The sequence below is a fragment of the Pseudomonas sp. TNT2022 ID1044 genome (assembly GCF_028656895.1).
In the GTDB taxonomy this organism is placed as follows: domain Bacteria; phylum Pseudomonadota; class Gammaproteobacteria; order Pseudomonadales; family Pseudomonadaceae; genus Aquipseudomonas; species Aquipseudomonas reinekei.
Window position 1 is genome coordinate 488,989 of the sequence record NZ_JAMDHB010000001.1, and the last position, 16,220, is coordinate 505,208.

The 16,220-nt window shown below is 59.2% G+C and carries 18 protein-coding genes; 12 read left to right on the top strand and 6 right to left on the bottom strand.

Annotated features, from left to right (window positions below; all coding sequences use genetic code 11):
• Positions 1-34: 34 nt before the first annotated feature.
• Positions 35-1,216 (bottom strand): fumarylacetoacetate hydrolase family protein, encoded by a 1,182-nt coding sequence (locus M5G20_RS02255; protein ID WP_273917690.1) that lies wholly within the window; start codon positions 1,214-1,216, stop codon positions 35-37.
• A gap of 114 nt (positions 1,217-1,330) precedes the next feature.
• Here M5G20_RS02255 and M5G20_RS02260 point away from each other — a divergent pair, with 114 nt between their 5' ends.
• The 10 genes from M5G20_RS02260 (at position 1,331) to M5G20_RS02305 (ending at position 12,094) form a co-directional block, all read left to right on the top strand.
• Positions 1,331-2,281, top strand: a complete 951-nt coding sequence (locus M5G20_RS02260; protein WP_273917691.1) for a LysR family transcriptional regulator — start codon at positions 1,331-1,333, stop codon at positions 2,279-2,281.
• 243 nt (positions 2,282-2,524) lie between these two features.
• Positions 2,525-4,105, top strand: a complete 1,581-nt coding sequence (locus M5G20_RS02265; RefSeq protein WP_273917692.1) for an aldehyde dehydrogenase (NADP(+)) — start codon at positions 2,525-2,527, stop codon at positions 4,103-4,105.
• Positions 4,106-4,196: 91 nt separating this feature from the next.
• Positions 4,197-5,579 (top strand): MFS transporter, encoded by a 1,383-nt coding sequence (locus M5G20_RS02270; RefSeq protein ID WP_273917693.1) that lies wholly within the window; start codon positions 4,197-4,199, stop codon positions 5,577-5,579.
• Positions 5,576-6,316 (top strand): SDR family oxidoreductase, encoded by a 741-nt coding sequence (locus M5G20_RS02275; protein WP_273917694.1) that lies wholly within the window; start codon positions 5,576-5,578, stop codon positions 6,314-6,316. Before M5G20_RS02270 ends, M5G20_RS02275 begins: the two co-directional genes overlap by 4 nt.
• Before the next feature lie 38 nt (positions 6,317-6,354).
• On the top strand, positions 6,355-7,203 hold the full coding sequence (locus M5G20_RS02280) for an ureidoglycolate lyase (protein ID WP_273917695.1): 849 nt from the start codon (positions 6,355-6,357) through the stop codon (positions 7,201-7,203).
• Between the two features lie 335 nt (positions 7,204-7,538).
• Positions 7,539-8,027 (top strand): Hcp family type VI secretion system effector, encoded by a 489-nt coding sequence (locus M5G20_RS02285; RefSeq protein WP_273917696.1) that lies wholly within the window; start codon positions 7,539-7,541, stop codon positions 8,025-8,027.
• An 11-nt stretch (positions 8,028-8,038) separates the two neighbouring features.
• Complete coding sequence (locus M5G20_RS02290; RefSeq protein ID WP_273917697.1) at positions 8,039-9,010, top strand: hypothetical protein; 972 nt, start codon at positions 8,039-8,041, stop codon at positions 9,008-9,010.
• Positions 9,007-9,372 carry a hypothetical protein gene (locus M5G20_RS02295; RefSeq protein WP_273917698.1) on the top strand — a complete coding sequence of 122 codons (366 nt, stop codon included), beginning with the start codon at positions 9,007-9,009 and terminating at the stop codon, positions 9,370-9,372. The genes M5G20_RS02290 and M5G20_RS02295 overlap by 4 nt, the downstream gene beginning before the upstream one ends.
• Before the next feature lie 179 nt (positions 9,373-9,551).
• Entirely contained in the window at positions 9,552-9,932 is a 381-nt protein-coding gene (locus M5G20_RS02300; protein ID WP_010459079.1) for a RidA family protein, read from the top strand.
• Between the two features lie 164 nt (positions 9,933-10,096).
• Positions 10,097-12,094 (top strand): peptidase U32 family protein, encoded by a 1,998-nt coding sequence (locus tag M5G20_RS02305; protein WP_273917701.1) that lies wholly within the window; start codon positions 10,097-10,099, stop codon positions 12,092-12,094.
• A 98-nt stretch (positions 12,095-12,192) separates the two neighbouring features.
• On the opposite strand, the gene M5G20_RS02310 is transcribed toward M5G20_RS02305, so the two are convergent.
• Positions 12,193-12,597 (bottom strand): RidA family protein, encoded by a 405-nt coding sequence (locus M5G20_RS02310; protein WP_273917702.1) that lies wholly within the window; start codon positions 12,595-12,597, stop codon positions 12,193-12,195.
• Positions 12,598-12,718: 121 nt separating this feature from the next.
• Between M5G20_RS02310 and M5G20_RS02315 the strand changes: the two genes are divergently transcribed.
• Positions 12,719-13,639, top strand: a complete 921-nt coding sequence (locus tag M5G20_RS02315; protein ID WP_273917703.1) for a LysR family transcriptional regulator — start codon at positions 12,719-12,721, stop codon at positions 13,637-13,639.
• 48 nt (positions 13,640-13,687) lie between these two features.
• Here M5G20_RS02315 and msrA read toward each other — a convergent pair whose 3' ends face one another.
• The 3 genes from msrA to M5G20_RS02330 are packed head-to-tail and all read right to left on the bottom strand — an operon-like array spanning position 13,688 to position 15,354.
• Positions 13,688-14,194 carry a peptide-methionine (S)-S-oxide reductase MsrA gene (gene msrA / locus M5G20_RS02320; protein ID WP_273917704.1) on the bottom strand — a complete coding sequence of 169 codons (507 nt, stop codon included), beginning with the start codon at positions 14,192-14,194 and terminating at the stop codon, positions 13,688-13,690.
• Between the two features lie 54 nt (positions 14,195-14,248).
• Positions 14,249-14,749 carry a copper chaperone PCu(A)C gene (locus tag M5G20_RS02325; RefSeq protein ID WP_273917705.1) on the bottom strand — a complete coding sequence of 167 codons (501 nt, stop codon included), beginning with the start codon at positions 14,747-14,749 and terminating at the stop codon, positions 14,249-14,251.
• Positions 14,749-15,354, bottom strand: a complete 606-nt coding sequence (locus M5G20_RS02330; protein WP_150732611.1) for an SCO family protein — start codon at positions 15,352-15,354, stop codon at positions 14,749-14,751. Before M5G20_RS02330 ends, M5G20_RS02325 begins: the two co-directional genes overlap by 1 nt.
• Positions 15,355-15,596: 242 nt before the next feature.
• On the opposite strand from M5G20_RS02330, the gene M5G20_RS02335 reads away from it, so the two are divergent.
• A complete protein-coding gene (locus M5G20_RS02335; RefSeq protein ID WP_273917706.1) occupies positions 15,597-15,797 on the top strand; it encodes a YbdD/YjiX family protein in 201 nt (66 codons plus the stop codon).
• Positions 15,798-15,929: 132 nt separating this feature from the next.
• Here M5G20_RS02335 and M5G20_RS02340 read toward each other — a convergent pair whose 3' ends face one another.
• Positions 15,930-16,121 (bottom strand): hypothetical protein, encoded by a 192-nt coding sequence (locus M5G20_RS02340; RefSeq protein WP_273917707.1) that lies wholly within the window; start codon positions 16,119-16,121, stop codon positions 15,930-15,932.
• Positions 16,122-16,220: the final 99 nt, after the last annotated feature.

The window sequence follows — 16,220 nt, forward strand, 5'->3', positions numbered from 1 at the left end:
TTGTCATTGGATGGTTCGACAATCTGTTGCGGTTTCAGCGGGCGAGCAGTCCTCGGGCGGCGAGGTTGCGCAGCAGGGCGCTGACGCCAAAGGTCCACGGCGCGGCCTCGCAACTGTGGGTGACCTGGTTGTGCAGGCTGCCCAGCAACGGACTGCTGATGCTGACCCGGTCACCCAGCTTGTGGGTGAATCCGCTGCCGACATGATCGCGATCTTCGGTGGGGGCGAACAGGGTACCGAGAAACAGCAGGAAACCATCGGGGTATTGGTGATTGGCATTCAACGTCTGGCCGGCCAGGTCCTGCGGGTCGCGGCTGATCTGGCTCATGGAGCTGGAACCGCGCATGCGGTAACCGTCCTCGCCCTGCACCTGAAGGTCGACCACGCAGGCACGCACGTCATCGAGGCTGAAGTGCTCATCGAACAGGCGAATGAACGGCCCGATCGAGCAGGACGCATTGTTGTCCTTGGCCTTGCTCAGCAGCAGGGCACTGCGACCTTCGAAATCCCGCAGGTTGACGTCGTTGCCCAGGGTTGCACCCTGGATCTGCCCCCGGCTGTTCACCGCCAGCACCACTTCCGGTTCCGGGTTGTTCCACTGGGAACCTGGGTGAATGCCGATGCGATTGCCGCTGCCGACGGCGGCCAGCACCGGGGCTTTGGTGAATATTTCTGCGTCTGGCCCGATGCCGACTTCCAGGTATTGCGACCACATGCCTTGTTCAATCAACAGGGCTTTCAAGCGCATGGCCTGCTCGGAACCCGGAACGATCGAGCGCAGGTTGTCGCCGATCACGGCGTGCACGGTGGCCCGCACGGCTTCGGCTTTTGCGGCATCACCGCCGGCCTGCTCTTCGATCACGCGCTCGATCATGCTGGCGGCAAAGGTCACCCCGGCAGCCTTGATCACCTGCAAGTCCAGCGGTGGCAATAAGTAGGGTTTCGACGGATCGGCCTCAGGCCCGGTGTTGGCCAGTAATGCTTCGATGCTGGTGATGAAAGTCCCCGGTGTCTGCCGCACCGCTGACAATGGCGAGTCCGATTCCAGCAAGTCGCTGAGTGTCGCGAAACGTTCCGACAGGTCGAACACACCGTCGGCGCGCAGGGCGATCGGCGACGGCCCGGCGACCTTGCCGGGGACCCAGGCGCGACCGATCAGAGTGCCGGCCACACCGTCGGCCGGCAGGGTGTTTTCGGGGGTAAGCATTAGCGACATGGCGAATCTTCCTGGTTCGTGAAGCCTTCACGCTAGGGCGGGCAGTCGATAAACTCCAATGAGATATATTCAGTATTCAATAACTTGCGGTTATTACTTCGTCGAGGAACGCGCATGTCAGAACTGTCCTTTTCCAGCGTTTGCGGCTGGCTCAAATTCAGGCATTTGCTGCTGATCGACACCTTGGGCCGCACGCGCAACATGCATTTGGCAGCCCAGCAGATGAACCTGAGCCAGCCAGCCATCAGCAAGATGCTCAAGGAAATCGAAAGCCTGTTGGGCTTTGCGTTGTTCGAACGCCAGCCACGGAGCATGCCGCCCACGGCGCTGGGCGAACATGTGCTGCGCTATGCGCAGATCGCCTTGAACGATGCGCGCTCGTTCGTCGAGCAAATCAGCAGCCTGCGCGAAGGCGGGCATGGCCACCTGAAGGTGGGCGGGATTTTCGCGGCGACGGCTGTTGCCTTGCCAGACGCCATTTTGCAGATCAAGCAGCGCTCGCCGCTGCTGTCGATCGAAGTGGTGGAGCAAACCAGTAACCACCTGATGGAAATGCTTGAAGAAAAGAAGCTCGACCTGGCGGTCGCCCGCTTCACCGATCAGAGCCAGCAACAGCGCTACGACTTTCAGCCGCTGGCGCCCGAACCGTTCTGCATCGTGGTCAACAATCGTCACCCATTGGCCGGGGCCGGCCCGACGTCGTTGCAGCAACTGGTGGACCTGCCGTGGATTCTCTATCCGGTCGGCACGCCGATTCGTGCACGCATGGAACTGGCCTTCGCCGAAGCCGGGGTCGGGATGCCGCGCAACACCGTCGACACCATTTCAATGCAGACCTTCCTCCAGGTTTTGCAGCGCGGCCCAATGATCGGCATGTTGCCCAATGCCATGGTTAACCCGCTGCTCGACAGCGGCCAGCTCAAAACCCTCGACACGCCGCTGCATCTGGTCCCGCAGGATTACGGGATCCTCACCCGCAAGGGAGAGAAATTGGTAGGCGCAGCCCTGGAATTTGCCGAAATCCTCAAGGAAAACGCACGCTTGGCCGGCGAAACAGCCAGTTGAAATGCTCCGTAACCTGTAGGAGCCGGCTTGAACTGGCGATAGCGGTCCGTCAGGCGCCTGCTGTGTTGAAGGACCGGGCGCCATCGCCAGCAAGCCAGCTCCTGCAGGCGAGTATCGGTTCGAAAAAACGGGTGGTTTTTCGATAACGATCCGTTATCGGTTAATCCAAAAATGCCATTGGGAAAGAATCGGTTCGCGACAGTAGAGTATCGACCAGCTTCCAATCAGGGTCAGGAGACTGTCATGCCCGAACTGTCCGGACACAATTTCATCGCCGGTGGCCGCAGCGCCACCGGGGCGGTGATGCTGCACAGCGTTGATGCGACTACCGGTCAAGCGCTGCCCACCGCGTTCAAGCAAGCCACACTCGAAGAAGTGGAGGCTGCCGCCACGGCGGCCCATCAGGCTTACCCGATCTATCGGCATTTGCCGTCCGAGCGTCGGGCACAGTTCCTTGAGGCCATCGCCGTCGAACTGGATGCACTGGGCGAAGACTTCATCAGCCTGGTATGCCAGGAAACCGCTTTGCCAGCGGCACGCATCCAGGGTGAACGAGCCCGCACCAGCGGCCAGATGCGTCTGTTTGCCCAGGCCCTGCGTCGCGGTGATTGCCACGGCGCACGTATCGATTTGCCGATGCCGGAACGCAAGCCATTGCCCCGTGGCGATCTGCGCCAGTGCCAAATTGGGGTCGGCCCGGTGGCGGTATTCGGCGCCAGTAATTTTCCCCTGGCATTCTCCACCGCCGGCGGTGACACCGCGGCTGCGCTGGCGGCCGGTTGCCCGGTGGTGTTCAAGGCCCACAGCGGCCACATGGCGACAGCGGAGCGGGTGGCCGAGGCAATCATCCGTGCCGCTGAAAAAACCGCCATGCCCGCGGGTGTGTTCAACATGATCTTCGGTGCTGGCGTCGGTGAGGCATTGGTCAAGCATCCGCTGATTCAAGCGGTCGGCTTCACCGGTTCGCTCAAAGGGGGCAGGGCGCTGTGCGACATGGCAGCAGCCCGCCCGCAACCGATCCCGGTATTCGCCGAAATGAGCAGCATCAATCCGGTATTGGTTTTACCTCAGGCCTTGCAGGTTCGCGGCCCACGTATTGCCGCTGAACTGGCTGCCTCGGTGGTCATGGGGGCGGGGCAGTTCTGCACCAACCCCGGTCTGGTGATTGGCATCCGCTCGCCGGCGTTCACTGATTTTGTGCAGGCGCTCAGTGCCTTGATGGCCGATCAACCGGCGCAAACCATGCTCAATGCCGGCGGCTTGCGCAGCTACGTACAGGGTTGCGAAACGCTGCTGGCGCATCCGCAGATCACCCATCTGGCCGGGCGGACGCAGCAAGGAAACCAGGCGCGGGCGCAATTGTTCCAGGCCGATGTCAGCCTGTTGTTGACCGGCAATGAACTGCTACAGGAAGAAATTTTCGGCCCGGCCACGGTGGTGGTTGAGGTGGCTGATCGAGCCGAACTGCTGGCGGCGCTGCAGGGTTTGCGCGGCCAACTGACCGCGACCTTGCTCGGTGAAGCGGCAGAGCTGGAACAGGCTCACGACCTGGTGGCGGCGCTGGAGCAGAAGGTCGGCCGCGTGCTGATCAACGGCTACCCCACCGGGGTGGAAGTCTGTGACGCGATGGTCCACGGCGGCCCGTGGCCGGCAACGTCCGATGCCCGTGGCACTTCGGTGGGCACCTTGGCCATCGAGCGCTTCCTGCGTCCGGTGTGCTACCAGAATTTCCCCGACGCCTTGCTCCCCGAGGCCCTGAAAAACAGCAATCCACTGGGGCTGACGCGCCTGGTCAACGGAGAAAAAACCGCCCAGGCACTGTAGCCATCGTTCCACCGCCGAGCGAACCGCTCGCTCGGCGTGACCCATTCGATAAAAACAATCAGGCATGTCCACATGCCCAGGGGTTACCTCCATGCAAACGATATCCGAGCATTTGCCCGCGCAGGCGCAAGCCAGCCAACTCGATTTTGAAGACCGCACCTACCGCAAAGTCATCTGGCGCATCCTGCCTGTCCTGCTTCTTTGTTACATGGCGGCGTACCTGGACCGCGTCAACATCGGCTTTGCCAAGCTCGACATGCTCAATGAACTGCAATTCAGCAACACCATCTATGCCTTGGGCGCCAGCATGTTTTTCTGGGGCTACTTCCTGTTTGAAGTGCCGAGCAACCTGTTACTGCATCGCTTCGGCGCGCGATTCTGGATTGCCCGGATCATGTTGAGCTGGGCAGTGATCTCCATGGCCGTGGCCTACACCGTACCGTTGGCGGGCTTCTTCCACATTGAATCGAGCACGATGTTCTACACGTTGCGCTTCTTGCTGGGCATCTGCGAAGCCGGCTTCTTTCCGGGCGTGATTCTTTACCTCAACTACTGGTTTCCAACCCACCGCCAAAGCCGGGTGATGTCCGGGTTCCTGATGGCCATGCCGATCAGCCTGACCCTGGGCGGCATCTTGTCCGGCTGGCTGATGAACAGCATGCAAGGCGTGCACGGCATGTCCGGCTGGCAGTGGATGCTGATCATCGAAGGCATCCCTTCGATCATCATGGCCTTCGTGGTGATCGTTTGCCTGGCCGATAACATCGACAAGGCCAAGTGGCTGTCGGCGGCAGAAAAAGCCATGCTCAAGGCCAATCTGCAAACCGACAATCAGGGTAAGGCTTCACGCCTGAGCGAGGTGTTTTTCAACCCCCGCGTGTGGCTGCTGGTGCTGATCCTGCTGACCTTCAACACCGGTTTTTACGGCCTGGCGTTCTGGATGCCTTCGATCATCAAGAGCACTGGCATCACCAACAGTCTGCACATTGGCTTTCTGACGGCCATTCCTTACGCGGTGGCCGTGGTGGCGATGCTGCTCAATGCCCGTCATTCCAACCGCACCGGCGAGCGCCGGATGCATGCGGCGATTCCGGCTTTCATCGGTGGCGTGGGGCTGATCCTCAGTGCGTATTTCGCTGACAACCTGGTGCTGTCGGTGCTGTTCCTCAGCGTCTCTGCCTCGGGAATTCTCAGCCTGATGCCGATTTTCTGGACCCTGCCGGGCACCGTGCTTTCGGGGGTCGCGGCGGCTGCCGGGATCGGCATGATCAACGCCATCGGCAACCTGTCGGGCTTCACCGGTTCGATGATCACCGCCGTGGCGGAAAACCTCACCGGCAATATCAATAACGGGACGTACGTACTGGCGGCCTGCCTGTTCATCAGCGGTGGCCTGATCCTGATGATCCCCGCCGCGATGCTCGGCAGAACCCCGAAAACCGCCGCCACCAGCGCCAAACTGGAGACCGCATGAACCTGCAGAACAAACGGGTCCTGGTCACGGCGGCCGGCCAGGGCATCGGCCTGGCCAGTGCCATGGCCTTTGCCGAGGCGGGCGCCGAGGTGTACGCCAGTGATATCGACACTCACGCACTGGCGGGCATCGAAGGCATCAACGCAATGACCCTGGACGTGACGTCGACCAGCGCCATCAGCGACGCCAGTGAACGCATCGGTGCGCTGGACGTGTTGTTCAACTGCGCCGGCTACGTGCACAGCGGCAATATTCTCGAGTGTGACGAAGCGGCCTGGGCGCGTTCGATGGACATCAATGTCACCGCGATGTACCGCATGATTCGCGCCTTTCTGCCGGGCATGCTGGCGCGTGGCGGCGGCTCGATCATCAATATGTCGTCGGTCGTTTCCAGCGTGAAGGGCGTGCCCAACCGGTTCGCCTATGCGGCCAGCAAGGCGGCGGTGGTCGGGCTGACCAAAGCGGTTGCGGCCGATTTCATTCGCCAGGGCGTTCGCTGCAACGCGATCTGCCCCGGCACCGTGGAATCACCGTCCCTGCGCGAGCGCATCGCCGCCCAGGCCGCACAGCAGGGGGTTGATGAAGCGCAGGTCTACCGGCAATTTCTCGACCGCCAACCCATGGGCCGAATCGGTACCGCACAGGAAATCGCCCGGTTGGCCTTGTACCTGGGCAGCGATGCTTCGGCGTATACCACAGGCGGTGTACACGTCATTGATGGCGGCATGAGCATCTGAACCCGGATGTGTTTTTTTGGATTGAGCAGGAGAACCCCATGAAATTGTTGCGTTATGGCGAAAAAGGCTCGGAAAAACCTGGCGTGCTGGATGCCGACAATCAGCTGCGAGACCTCTCGGGTCATGTGACGGATATCGCCGGGCAGGTCTTGAGCCCGGCCGGTCTGGCGGCGCTTGCCGCCATTGACCCCGCCAGCCTGCCGATCGTACCGGGCCATCCGCGCATCGGTGCGTGTGTCGGGCAGGTGGGCAAATTCATCTGCATCGGTTTGAACTACGCCGACCACGCAGCCGAGTCGGGCATGGAGGTGCCGAAAGAGCCAATCATCTTCAACAAATGGACCAGCGCCATTTGCGGCCCGAACGACAACATCGAGATCCCGCGCGGCTCGCGCAAGACCGATTGGGAGGTGGAGCTCGGCGTGGTCATCGGCACAGGCGGGCGTTACATCGACGAAGCCAATGCCATGGAGCATGTCGCCGGCTACTGCGTCATCAATGATGTGTCAGAGCGCGAATGGCAACTGGAGCGTGGCGGCACGTGGGACAAGGGCAAGGGCTTCGACACCTTCGGCCCCCTCGGCCCATGGCTGGTGACCCGCGATGAAGTGGCCGACCCGCATGCACTGGACCTGTGGCTCGATGTCGACGGCCATCGCTACCAGCAGGGCAATACGCGGACCCTGATCTTCACGGTGCCGCAGTTGATTGCCTACCTGAGCCGCTGCATGAGCCTGCAACCGGGCGATGTGATTTCCACCGGCACGCCACCCGGCGTCGGGCTCGGCATCAAGCCCGATCCGGTCTTTCTGCGCCCGGGACAAACCATGCGTTTGGGTATCACCGGGCTGGGTGAGCAGCTTCAAACCACTGTGCAAGCGGACTGATGAAGGCACCATTGCCCCGGCAACATCCGGGGCAATGCTCGCTGTGACGAGCGGTTGAGCCAGGAGGATCAGGCTCGCGCTGCGAACAGCGCGGTGGCGATGATAGCTTTGGCGCTCAGCAGCACGTCAATTTGCCGACATGGCGGATGGCGCGATGAACCGGTATCAGTGCAGACGCAATGTCTGTTTCGAGGAAGCGTCCTACATCCCTTTGCCAAAACTGTATCGGAAGTATCTGATCGTGTTTTTTGGGCGATGGGTTATGGGAGCTTCGCCGATTCCTGGCAGGGTAGATTTTCTGCTCCTTAAAAATTCACTGCCAAGGAGTGGTCGTTATGGCGTTTGACGCTTTTATCAGAATCGAAGGTATTCCGGGCGAAGCGCTTGATGAGCAACACAAGGACTGGATAGAAATTACCGGATACAGTTTTGGCACGCAGCAAGGCACGTCTGCAACCGCCAGTTCGGCAGGTGGCGCCTCATCAGGGCGCACGACCGTGAGTGACTTCACGTTCACCAAGAATCTGGATAAATCCAGTTGTAAGCTCATAGAAACCAGCTGCGCGGGTGATCATCTGCAGGAAGTCGTACTGGCATTGCATCGCGCCGGAGGCGACAAGCACAAGTATTTCGAGATCATATTGGAAGAAGTCATCATTTCCAGCTACGCACAAAATGCAAATGATGGCGTGCCTACAGAGAGTCTCAGCTTGAACTACGGGCGTATTAAAACGATTTACACCCAGCAAAAACGAACGGATGGTGCCGGCGGAGGTAACGTGGCTGGTGGATGGGATCGCATCAACAACAAAAAATACTCCTGAGGTCGTTACTTATGCCCGCGATCTTTATAAACCAAAGAATGCAACCTTACTCATACTTAAAGTCGACATTAGAGCTTGGTAATAACTCAAAATTAAAATTTGATGTGTTGAATGCACATGTTGTCAATGCGGTGGTGCTACCAGGCGAGCTAATAATTGTTGGTGATAATTCGACGCCGTCCTGTACGGCCGAAGAAGCGTTCTACATGAAAAAAGCATATGAAGTTCATTTGGTACTCATGACCGATGGAATGCAGGGGGACGGATTTCTAGTTGATAATCACGCGCTTTTAACAAAAATGCTTGGGTATTCATCGATAGGGATAGGCAGCATTGGGGGCGCCTGGAGTAAACATCTTGATGGCATCAAGCAATCCCTTGAAGATATTGAAGCGGCTCATCGCGATCATCTGAAGAGTGGCACATCTAAAACTAGAGATAGCTTTTATGCAAAACGCGCGGTGCTATTTGAAAAGCTCGATGACCAACTGAAAGGCTTTGCCAGGTATGGATCAGGCCTGCGCAACCAGGGCTCTATAAAAAATATGCTTGGGATATCCACAAAAAGCTATTTGCATTCAGGGGTGATAGCAGGCTACGCCGAAACCATCAACGGCGTTGCGAAAGCATCGCGCCTCATGAAAAAAGGCACTTATCTGGGTATCGGCCTGAGTGTGGCGGCTACTGGAACGTCTATCTACACCGCGTGTACGACTGGTCGGGAAACGCAATGCAGAAAAGCTAAATATGTGGAAGGAGGTAAATTGTCTGGAAGTCTTGCCTTCGGAACTGTGGGCGGATCTGCCGGAGCTGGTATCGCAATGTTTGGATGCGCTGTTGCCTTAGGCACCGTCACCGGCGGCCCGGGTGCCCTAGCGTGTGCAGTCATTGGGGGAGGCGTCGGCGGCTATTATGGAGGTGAGATAGGTGGAAAAGTAGGTGAGTCAGGTGGTGAAGTTATTTATGAATTCTTGCCAAAATGAATAATTTTACGCACGCGATCATCGTATTATCGATACTTTTTCTTGGGGTCGTGTCAGCGTGCTGGATTGTTTTTTCTTCATGGCGCTTGACTGAGTTGGTAGAAAATTATCTGCATAAAAGTAAGTTCGTAGCGAGCAATCGAAAGGTACTCTCTCATGCTGGCTTGATGGGGCTGCTCATCAGGAATTGTGCAATAGCGATGATGTTTTTGTTTCCTCGGCTCAGTGAAAAGCGTGGCCTGATAGAAAAAGATGAGTTGTTAAATCTGCCGGATCACCTGAAGCGAAAGTTATTGGTGCCATGGATCATTAGTGGTATCTCTTTATTTGCGGCGTCTATGTATTGGATTTTTGTTGTTTGAATTCGCTTTAGGTTCTCTCGCATCGTAGGAGTGGGGAGATGGAACGAGTCAATGGATAAGTCACTCTGCCGACATGACGGTTAAGCGAGCAAAAAACATGCGGTAGACTGCCCGTGCAAAAGGCGTCGCTGCGATGTACCGCGGCGGCGCCTGTTTACTTCCTCAAGCAAGAGAGTCCCATGGCCAACCAAGACATCACGTTCACGCCCGATCCCGACGCAGACTCCATTTCCTCCGACGTGGCCGGTTTCGGCGGCATGCTGGTCTCGACCCAGATTCCCACCCGCGCCGACGGTAGCCTGGAGCTGGGCGATATCACCCTGCAAAGCGAATGCACGCTGCAAGCGCTCAAGGTTGCATTGGAGCGCGCCGGCAGTTCCATGGATCGCGTGTTGCACCTGACCATTTACCTCACCGACATGGCCGACCGCGCGGCTTTCAACGAGGTGTACAAGCGCTTCTTCGCCAAGCCATGGCCGGTTCGCGCCGCTGTTGGCGTGGCTGCACTGGCGGTGGAAGGCATGCGCGTGGAAGTCACCGCGATGGCGGCCAAGGCCTGACCGCAGCAACACACAAAACCTGTGGGAGCGGGCAAGCCCGCTCCCACAGGGATTGGGGCCAGTCAGGCCCAAGCGAACGCCACCCGGCAGCCTACGGGTGCCGGTCAGGCGTTTCACCGGTACAATGCGCGCCTCGACCGTGACAGCCTGACTAAAAAAATATTATGTCCCTGCCCAAACATCATCTGGAATTGCTCAGCCCCGCCCGCGACGTAGCCATCGCCCGCGAGGCCATCCTGCATGGCGCCGATGCAATCTACATCGGTGGCCCGAGCTTCGGCGCCCGCCACAACGCCTGCAACGAAGTGAGCGAAATCGCCGAACTGGTGGAATTCGCCCGTCGTTACCACGCCCGGGTGTTCACCACCATCAACACGATCCTGCACGACAACGAGCTGGAGCCGGCCCGCAAGCTGATCCACCAACTGTACGATGCCGGTGTCGATGCGTTGATCGTCCAGGACCTGGGCGTGATGGAACTGGACATCCCGCCGATCGAGCTGCACGCCAGCACCCAGACCGACATCCGCACCCTGGCGCGGGCGAAGTTCCTCGACCAGGCCGGCTTCTCGCAACTGGTTCTGGCCCGTGAACTGAACCTGCAGGAAATCCGCGCCATCGCCGACGAGACCGACGCGGCGATCGAGTTTTTCATCCACGGCGCCCTGTGCGTGGCGTTCTCCGGGCAGTGCAACATCTCCCATGCGCAGACCGGCCGCAGTGCCAACCGTGGCGACTGCTCCCAGGCTTGCCGTTTGCCGTACACCCTCAAAGATGAAAAGGGTGGCGTGATCGCTTACGAAAAGCACCTGCTGTCGATGAAGGACAACAACCAGAGCGCCAACATCCGCGCCCTGGTCGAAGCGGGCGTGCGTTCGTTCAAGATCGAGGGCCGCTATAAGGACATGGGCTATGTGAAGAACATCACCGCCTATTACCGCCAGCGCCTCGACGCCGTGCTCGAAGAGCGTCCGGATCTGGCCCGCGCCTCCAGCGGTCGCACCGCGCACTTTTTCCTGCCCGACCCGGAAAAAACCTTCCACCGTGGCAGCACCGATTACTTCGTCACTGACCGCAAGATCGACATTGGCGCCTTTGACTCGCCGACCTTCACCGGTTTGCCCGTGGGCGTCGTCGAAAAAGTCGCCAAGCGCGACATGCAAGTCGTGACGCACGAGCCGCTGTCCAACGGTGACGGTCTCAACGTGCTGGTCAAGCGTGAAGTCGTGGGTTTTCGCGCGAACATCGCCGAACCCAAGGGCGAGTTCGAGGAGGACGGCGAGAAGCGTTATCGCTATCGCGTCGAGCCCAACGAGATGCCGGAAGGGATGTACAAGCTGCGCCCCAACCATCCGCTCAATCGCAACCTCGATCACAATTGGCAGCAGGCGTTGCAAAAGACTTCTGCCGAGCGCCGTGTGGCCCTGCGTTGGGTTGCTCGCCTGCGTGAAGAGCAGCTCGAATTGACGGCGACCAGTGAAGAAGGCGTCAGCGCCAGCGTCACGTTGAATGGCCCGTTCGGCGCGGCCAACAAACCGGAACAGGCGCTGGAGCAATTGCAGGATCTGCTCGGCCAGCTGGGTACTACGCAGTACCACGCCATCGACATCAAGCTCGATGCGCCGCAGGCGTACTTCATCCCGAACTCGCAGCTCAAGGCCTTGCGCCGTGAGGTGATTGAAGCCTTGACCGAAGCACGGGTCGCCGCCCATCCGCGTGGTGGCCGTAAGGCCGAAACTTCACCGCCACCGGTGTACCCGGAGTCGCACCTGTCGTTCCTGGCCAACGTCTACAACCAGAAGGCCCGCGATTTCTATCACCGTCACGGGGTCAAGCTGATCGACGCGGCGTACGAGGCGCATGAAGAGGCCGGTGAGGTGCCGGTGATGATCACCAAGCACTGCCTGCGTTTCTCCTTCAACCTCTGCCCCAAGCAGGCGAAGGGTGTGACTGGCGTGCGCACCAAGGTCGCGCCGATGCAACTGATCCACGGTGATGAAGTGCTGACGTTGAAGTTCGACTGCAAGCCTTGTGAAATGCACATCATCGGCAAGATGAAAGGCCACATCCTTGGCCTGCCGCAACCGGGCAGCGTTCAGCCGGTGGTCGGCCACATCAGCCCGGAAGACCTGCTCAAAACCATTCCCCGCGCGCCTCACTAAGCGCTGAAGGGCCTTGTGGGAGTGAGCCTGCCGGCGATGGCGTTGACTGAACCGACGCTATCGCGAGCAAGCTTGCTCCTGCACGGGCGAACAACGGCTTAGCTTGCAGGCGTTTGCGCAAGCTTGGCGATGACCTTGATTTCGAATTCAAACCCATAAAGCCAGGTGACACCGACGGCGGTCAATGTCGGATGCGGTGCCTGGCCCCAGAACTCAGGCACCACTTTCCAGATCCGCTCGAACGTCGATTGGGGATCGACCATGAAGACGGTAACGTCCACCACATCGTCGAAGCTGCAACCGGCCGCGTTCAGAATCCCGTTCAGGTTGTTGAACGCTTGGCGGACCTGTTCCTCCAGATCTGCCACGGGCGAGCCATCCTCGGCACTGCCCACTTGCCCCGACACAAACAAAAAACCATTGGAACGGATCGCCGGCGAGTAGCGATTGCGCTCGTAAAGCGCCTGGCGTCCGGGTGGGAAAACAACATCACGCTGACTCATGACAACCTCCTTCGATTAACGATGAAGGGACTCTACGGGCAGGCACTTGCCCGATAAACGAGCAACTGCAACTATCACTGTTTGTATATCCCAAACAATCCGACAGCTATACGGGGCAGGTATGGACCGTTTCGATGCAATGCAGGCGTTTGCCCGGGTGGTGGAGGCGGGCAGCTTCACCAAGGCCGCCGAAACGCTGCACATGAGCAAGACCACCGTGACGCAACTGGTGCAACAACTGGAGGCGCGCCTGCGGGTCAAATTACTCAACCGTACGACACGCAAGGTCAACGTCACCGCCGATGGTGCCGTTTACTACGAGCGCGTGGTACGGCTGCTGGCCGATCTGGACGATGCCGAAACCAGTCTGTCGAGCGCGTCAACGCTGCCCAGGGGCCGACTGCGGGTGGATGTGCCCAGTCCGTTGGCCAGCATGATTTTGGTCCCGGCATTGCCGGCCTTTCATGCCCGCTACCCGGATATTCAGATCGACATGGGCGTCAGTGACCGCATCGTCGACTTGATCGATGAAAACGTCGATTGCGTGGTGCGCGGTGGCGAGTTGACCGATCAATCGCTCATGGCCCGGCGCGTGGGCGACCTGCAACTGGGGGTGTTTGCGGCGCCGAGTTATCTGGAGCGGGTCGGCACCCCGTTGCATCCCAAGGATCTGGAAGATTCCGAGCATCGCATCGTCGGCTTCCTGTGGGCGCGTACCGGCAAGGCCGTGCCTTATGCGATGCGCAATCACAACGAAAGTCTTGAGATCAAGGGGCGTTACGTGTTGGCTGTCGACGATGGCAACGCCTACATCGCAGCGGGCCTGGCCGGCATGGGCGTTCTCTGGTTACCCGACTACCTGTCCAAACCGTGGCTGGCGCGTGGCGAGCTGGTGCCGCTGTTCGAGGGCTGGAGCCTTGAGCCGATGCCGCTTTACGTGGCGTTCCCGCCGAATCGGCATATCAGCCGAAAGGTGCGGGTATTCATTGATTGGGTCGCCGAGCTGATGGCGCAGCACGCGCCGGTTCAAAGCGCAAAGTAGCCGTAGTGAGTTCGCTCCCCCAGTGAATCAAAGACAGCCGACGCGGTACTACCCGCGTTTCGGCAGCGTCCAGTTCGGCCGGATGAAGTGGCAGGTATACCCCTCGGGCAGCCGTTCCAGATAATCCTGATGTTCAGGTTCCGCTTCCCAGAACGCTCCGGCGGGTTGGATTTCGGTGACCACCTTGCCCGGCCAGAGGTTGGAGGCGTCGACATCGGCCACGGTGTCTTCAGCGACCCGCTTTTGCTCTTCGCTGAGGTAATAAATGGCCGAACGATAGCTGGTGCCCACGTCGTTGCCCTGGCGATTCTGAGTGCTCGGGTCGTGGATCTGGAAGAAAAACTCGAGGATCTGTCGATAGCTGATCTGCGCCGGGTCGAAGACGATTTCAATCGCTTCGGCGTGAGTGCCATGGTTGCGGTAAGTCGCATTGGGCACATCGCCGCCCGAGTAGCCAACCCGCGTGGAGATCACGCCCGGGTAGCGCCTTAGCAGATCCTGCATGCCCCAGAAGCAGCCGCCGGCAAGGATGGCGGTTTCGCTGTTCGTCGTCATGGTACGCACCTCTATTCAAACAACGGCCTCGTGGGGGAGGCCGTCAGACCCTCATTACATCTTGCTGTGGTCCATCTTGCTGTGATCCATGTTGCCGTGATCCATCGTGTCGAGCGCGCGGGCCGTGGCCTGTACGCTGAGGGTTTCCTTCTCGCCCTTGGCGTTTTCCACGGTCAGGGTCAGGGGCACGGTGTCGCCTGCCTTGATCTGCCCTGTCAGGTTCATGAGCATGATGTGATAACCATGGGGGTCAAAGCTCACGGCTTTGCCGGCGGGCAGGGCAACGGACTCGACCTGCTGCATGCTCATGACATCGTCCTTCATGCTCGACTGGTGAATCTGCACCATTTTCGCCACCGGCGACTCTACGCTCAGCAGCTTGCTGTCGGTGTCTGCCTTGAGGGTCATGAAGGCGCCGCTCGAAGGCTGGCCGGCCACGGTTGCGCGGACCCAGGCGTCGTCGACCTGGGTTTGCGCCGACACCTGCCAGGCCATGCCCAGCAGGGAGAGACCCAGGGCCAGTTGTTTGATACGCGGCGCGCAGAACGAAATCATCAGCAAACCTCCATGACGGTGAGCAGGTCTTCTGCGCACTCTTGAGCGGTAAGGGACGCGGACAGGCCAAGGCGCAAGTTGCCCCGGGAGTCGAACACGAAACTGGTAGCCGTGTGGGACAGGGTGTAGGTGTCGCCGCTCGGAACCTTCTCGAAGAATACGCCGAACTCCTTGGCGGTGGCGGCGGTTTCTTCCAGCGTGCCATGCAGCGCTTCGAAACTCGGGTCGAAGGCCTTGACGTACTTGTCGAGCAATTCGGGGGTGTCGCGCTCGGGGTCCAGTGTGATGAAAACCACTTGCAGGCGCTCGCCATCGCGGCCCATCAGTTTTTTTGCCTGGGCGGCACGGGCCAGCGTGGTCGGGCAGACGGCCGGGCACTGGGTGAAACCGAAGAAGATCATCGGCATCAGACCCCGATAGCTGCCGAGCATCCGGGTTTCGCCCTCGGTGTCCTTGAGCTTGAAGGAACGGCCCATGATCTTGTCGCTCAGGTCCTTGCCGTACTTGAACGACAGCTTGCTGCTGTCATCGCAGCCGGCGAGCAGGCCAAGGCTCAGCAGGCTCATGCCTTGCAGGACCGTGCGACGGGAATACAACGTACTCATGGAAAAAAACATCCTGTGTAGCGACAGATGGAACACAGTGCCTGACGGATCAGACGAAAAAAAGCGCAGGGATGTTAACAAACTGTTGCCCATTGGCGCTCAATCGATGGCCGGCCGGTCATGCGCCAAATGGTCGCGGTCTTCGGATTACAGGAAAATACAAAGCCCCAGCGCCTCGACACATTGCAGATACAAACATGGGTTTTGATAGGGTCGTCCAATACCTTGAAGAGAGCATTGCCATGTTCCGTAAACTGCAGCAAGCCGCGCGTTTCTTAAGCCAGGGCGGACGTTCGATGGTGGGCATGCCCGATTACGACAACTACGTTGCGCAGATGGCGATCAAGCAACCGGGCGAGCCGGTGATGAGTTATGAGGCGTTCTTCCGGGAGCGCCAGGAAGCGCGTTTTGGCCGTGGCAAATGTAATACGCGGTGTTGCTGAACTGAATATTGCAACTGACACCAAAAACCTGTGGCGAGGGAGCTTGCTCCCGCTGGGTTGCGCAGCAGCCCCAAAAGAAGGCCTGCTGCGCAGTCCAGCGGGAGCAAGCTCCCTCGCCACGCTGGATTGTGTCTACCCAGGTGTATCAACCTGATCCAGTACCCGGTCCGCCGTAATATCCGCCATCGCCAGCAGGCTGGCTCCCCACGGTTTTTTACGCACTTTTAAAGCGCGATGTCCGGCAACGTGCACCAGTGCGAAGCGGTTTTCGAAACCATTCCCGCCTGCGGCATCAACCGCTGACGATTCCACTTGCTTCGCCAAAAGCCTTACCTGCTAAGCCCGACGCGCATGTTTTCGGAGCTTGCGCTCGACTGGCACAAACACTGCATTAACCCCATCAGCGCTATCTGGAAAAGATAA

Coding starts and splice junctions, on each gene's coding strand:
- M5G20_RS02335 (WP_273917706.1), top strand. CDS start 15,597: ATGTTCCGTAAACTGCAGCAAGCCGCGCGTTTCTTAAGCCAGGGCGGA.
- M5G20_RS02330 (WP_150732611.1), bottom strand. CDS start 15,354: ATGAGTACGTTGTATTCCCGTCGCACGGTCCTGCAAGGCATGAGCCTG.
- M5G20_RS02310 (WP_273917702.1), bottom strand. CDS start 12,597: ATGAGTCAGCGTGATGTTGTTTTCCCACCCGGACGCCAGGCGCTTTAC.
- M5G20_RS02315 (WP_273917703.1), top strand. CDS start 12,719: ATGGACCGTTTCGATGCAATGCAGGCGTTTGCCCGGGTGGTGGAGGCG.
- M5G20_RS02325 (WP_273917705.1), bottom strand. CDS start 14,749: ATGATTTCGTTCTGCGCGCCGCGTATCAAACAACTGGCCCTGGGTCTC.
- M5G20_RS02265 (WP_273917692.1), top strand. CDS start 2,525: ATGCCCGAACTGTCCGGACACAATTTCATCGCCGGTGGCCGCAGCGCC.
- M5G20_RS02290 (WP_273917697.1), top strand. CDS start 8,039: ATGCCCGCGATCTTTATAAACCAAAGAATGCAACCTTACTCATACTTA.
- M5G20_RS02280 (WP_273917695.1), top strand. CDS start 6,355: ATGAAATTGTTGCGTTATGGCGAAAAAGGCTCGGAAAAACCTGGCGTG.
- M5G20_RS02305 (WP_273917701.1), top strand. CDS start 10,097: ATGTCCCTGCCCAAACATCATCTGGAATTGCTCAGCCCCGCCCGCGAC.
- M5G20_RS02270 (WP_273917693.1), top strand. CDS start 4,197: ATGCAAACGATATCCGAGCATTTGCCCGCGCAGGCGCAAGCCAGCCAA.
- M5G20_RS02295 (WP_273917698.1), top strand. CDS start 9,007: ATGAATAATTTTACGCACGCGATCATCGTATTATCGATACTTTTTCTT.
- M5G20_RS02300 (WP_010459079.1), top strand. CDS start 9,552: ATGGCCAACCAAGACATCACGTTCACGCCCGATCCCGACGCAGACTCC.
- M5G20_RS02255 (WP_273917690.1), bottom strand. CDS start 1,216: ATGTCGCTAATGCTTACCCCCGAAAACACCCTGCCGGCCGACGGTGTG.
- M5G20_RS02260 (WP_273917691.1), top strand. CDS start 1,331: ATGTCAGAACTGTCCTTTTCCAGCGTTTGCGGCTGGCTCAAATTCAGG.
- M5G20_RS02275 (WP_273917694.1), top strand. CDS start 5,576: ATGAACCTGCAGAACAAACGGGTCCTGGTCACGGCGGCCGGCCAGGGC.
- msrA (WP_273917704.1), bottom strand. CDS start 14,194: ATGACGACGAACAGCGAAACCGCCATCCTTGCCGGCGGCTGCTTCTGG.
- M5G20_RS02285 (WP_273917696.1), top strand. CDS start 7,539: ATGGCGTTTGACGCTTTTATCAGAATCGAAGGTATTCCGGGCGAAGCG.